Source organism: Pseudomonas sp. SF2, assembly GCF_036858055.1.
Taxonomy (GTDB): domain Bacteria; phylum Pseudomonadota; class Gammaproteobacteria; order Pseudomonadales; family Pseudomonadaceae; genus Aquipseudomonas.
The window spans coordinates 1-3,365 of sequence record NZ_JAMBDI010000047.1 but is presented as its reverse complement, the minus strand read 5'-3'; the positions used below and the strand labels follow the sequence as shown (position 1 = coordinate 3,365).

At 51.1% G+C, this 3,365-nt stretch carries 2 rRNA genes; both read left to right on the top strand.

The features are described from left to right. Nucleotides 1-175: 175 nt before the first annotated feature. A 23S ribosomal RNA gene (locus M2S36_RS22105) occupies nt 176-3,067 on the top strand. 130 nt (nt 3,068-3,197) lie between these two features. Next, a 5S ribosomal RNA gene (gene rrf, locus M2S36_RS22100) occupies nt 3,198-3,313 on the top strand. Nucleotides 3,314-3,365: the final 52 nt, after the last annotated feature.

The window sequence follows — 3,365 nt, the reverse complement described above, 5'->3', positions numbered from 1 at the left end:
CTTTTGTCAGATCGTTCTTTAAAAATTCGGATATGTGATAGATATAGACTGATGACCAGTTTCACTGCTGGAAATCAGGCTAAGGTAAAATTTGTGAGTTCTGCTCGAAAGAGCAACATGCGAATTTTCGGCGAATGTCGTCTTCACAGTATAACCAGATTGCTTGGGGTTATATGGTCAAGTGAAGAAGCGCATACGGTGGATGCCTTGGCAGTCAGAGGCGATGAAAGACGTGGTAGCCTGCGATAAGCTTTGGGGAGTCGGCAAACAGACTGTGATCCAGAGATCTCTGAATGGGGGAACCCACTCAGCATAAGCTGAGTATCTTGTACTGAATACATAGGTGCAAGAGGCGAACCAGGGGAACTGAAACATCTAAGTACCCTGAGGAAAAGAAATCAACCGAGATTCCCTTAGTAGTGGCGAGCGAACGGGGACCAGCCCTTAAGTTGATTTGAGATTAGTGGAACGCTCTGGAAAGTGCGGCCATAGTGGGTGATAGCCCCGTACACGAAAATCTCTTGTCAATGAAATCGAGTAGGACGGAGCACGAGAAACTTTGTCTGAATATGGGGGGACCATCCTCCAAGGCTAAATACTACTGACTGACCGATAGTGAACCAGTACCGTGAGGGAAAGGCGAAAAGAACCCCGGAGAGGGGAGTGAAATAGAACCTGAAACCGTATGCGTACAAGCAGTGGGAGCCTACTTTGTTAGGTGACTGCGTACCTTTTGTATAATGGGTCAGCGACTTATATTCAGTGGCGAGCTTAACCGAATAGGGGAGGCGTAGCGAAAGCGAGTCTTAATAGGGCGTTTAGTCGCTGGGTATAGACCCGAAACCGGGCGATCTATCCATGGGCAGGTTGAAGGTTAGGTAACACTGACTGGAGGACCGAACCGACTACCGTTGAAAAGTTAGCGGATGACCTGTGGATCGGAGTGAAAGGCTAATCAAGCTCGGAGATAGCTGGTTCTCCTCGAAAGCTATTTAGGTAGCGCCTCATGTATCACTCCAGGGGGTAGAGCACTGTTTCGGCTAGGGGGTCATCCCGACTTACCAAACCGATGCAAACTCCGAATACCTGGAAGTGCCGAGCATGGGAGACACACGGCGGGTGCTAACGTCCGTCGTGAAAAGGGAAACAACCCAGACCGTCAGCTAAGGTCCCAAAGTCATGGTTAAGTGGGAAACGATGTGGGAAGGCTTAGACAGCTAGGAGGTTGGCTTAGAAGCAGCCACCCTTTAAAGAAAGCGTAATAGCTCACTAGTCGAGTCGGCCTGCGCGGAAGATGTAACGGGGCTCAAACCATGCACCGAAGCTACGGGTGTCATCTTTGATGACGCGGTAGAGGAGCGTTCTGTAAGCCTGTGAAGGTGAGTTGAGAAGCTTGCTGGAGGTATCAGAAGTGCGAATGCTGACATGAGTAACGACAATGCGAGTGAAAAACTCGCACGCCGAAAGACCAAGGTTTCCTGCGCAACGTTAATCGACGCAGGGTTAGTCGGTCCCTAAGGCGAGGCTGAAAAGCGTAGTCGATGGAAAACAGGTTAATATTCCTGTACTTCCAGTTATTGCGATGGAGGGACGGAGAAGGTTAGGCCAGCCTGGCGTTGGTTGTCCAGGTTTAAGGTGGTAGGCTGAAATCTTAGGCAAATCCGGGATTTCAAGGCCGAGAGCTGATGACGAGTTGCCTTTAGGCGACGAAGTGGTTGATACCATGCTTCCAAGAAAAGCTCCTAAGCTTCAGATAACTGGGAACCGTACCCCAAACCGACACAGGTGGTTAGGTAGAGAATACCAAGGCGCTTGAGAGAACTCGGGTGAAGGAACTAGGCAAAATGGCACCGTAACTTCGGGAGAAGGTGCGCCGGCGAGGGTGAAGGACTTGCTCCGTAAGCCCATGCCGGTCGAAGATACCAGGCCGCTGCGACTGTTTATTAAAAACACAGCACTCTGCAAACACGAAAGTGGACGTATAGGGTGTGACGCCTGCCCGGTGCCGGAAGGTTAATTGATGGGGTTAGCGCAAGCGAAGCTCTTGATCGAAGCCCCGGTAAACGGCGGCCGTAACTATAACGGTCCTAAGGTAGCGAAATTCCTTGTCGGGTAAGTTCCGACCTGCACGAATGGCGTAACGATGGCGGCGCTGTCTCCACCCGAGACTCAGTGAAATTGAAATCGCTGTGAAGATGCAGTGTATCCGCGGCTAGACGGAAAGACCCCGTGAACCTTTACTATAGCTTTGCACTGGACTTTGAATTTGCTTGTGTAGGATAGGTGGGAGGCTTTGAAGTGGGGACGCCAGTTCTCATGGAGCCATCCTTGAAATACCACCCTGGCAACTTTGAGGTTCTAACTCAGGTCCGTTATCCGGATCGAGGACAGTGTATGGTGGGTAGTTTGACTGGGGCGGTCTCCTCCCAAAGAGTAACGGAGGAGTACGAAGGTGCGCTCAGACCGGTCGGAAATCGGTCGTAGAGTATAAAGGCAAAAGCGCGCTTGACTGCGAGACAAACACGTCGAGCAGGTACGAAAGTAGGTCTTAGTGATCCGGTGGTTCTGTATGGAAGGGCCATCGCTCAACGGATAAAAGGTACTCCGGGGATAACAGGCTGATACCGCCCAAGAGTTCATATCGACGGCGGTGTTTGGCACCTCGATGTCGGCTCATCACATCCTGGGGCTGAAGCCGGTCCCAAGGGTATGGCTGTTCGCCATTTAAAGTGGTACGCGAGCTGGGTTTAGAACGTCGTGAGACAGTTCGGTCCCTATCTGCCGTGGACGTTTGAGATTTGAGAGGGGCTGCTCCTAGTACGAGAGGACCGGAGTGGACGAACCTCTGGTGTTCCGGTTGTCACGCCAGTGGCATTGCCGGGTAGCTATGTTCGGAAGAGATAACCGCTGAAAGCATCTAAGCGGGAAACTTGCCTCAAGATGAGATCTCACTGGGATCTTGAATCCCCTGAAGGGCCGTCGAAGACTACGACGTTGATAGGTTGGGTGTGTAAGCGCTGTGAGGCGTTGAGCTAACCAATACTAATTGCCCGTGAGGCTTGACCATATAACACCCAAGCAATTTGCTAGCGCAGATTGCGGTGGTGAAGACGAAAGAACCGAAAGTTCGCAACTTCACAAAATCACATATCCGGATTCGCTGGGCTGTCCATCTGGACATTCTGGCAACAGAATTTCTTGACGACCATAGAGCATTGGAACCACCTGATCCCATCCCGAACTCAGCAGTGAAACGATGCATCGCCGATGGTAGTGTGGGGTTTCCCCATGTGAGAGTAGGTCATCGTCAAGATTCATTTCGCAAAACCCCTATCTGCACATGCAGGTAGGGGTTTTGTCTTTAA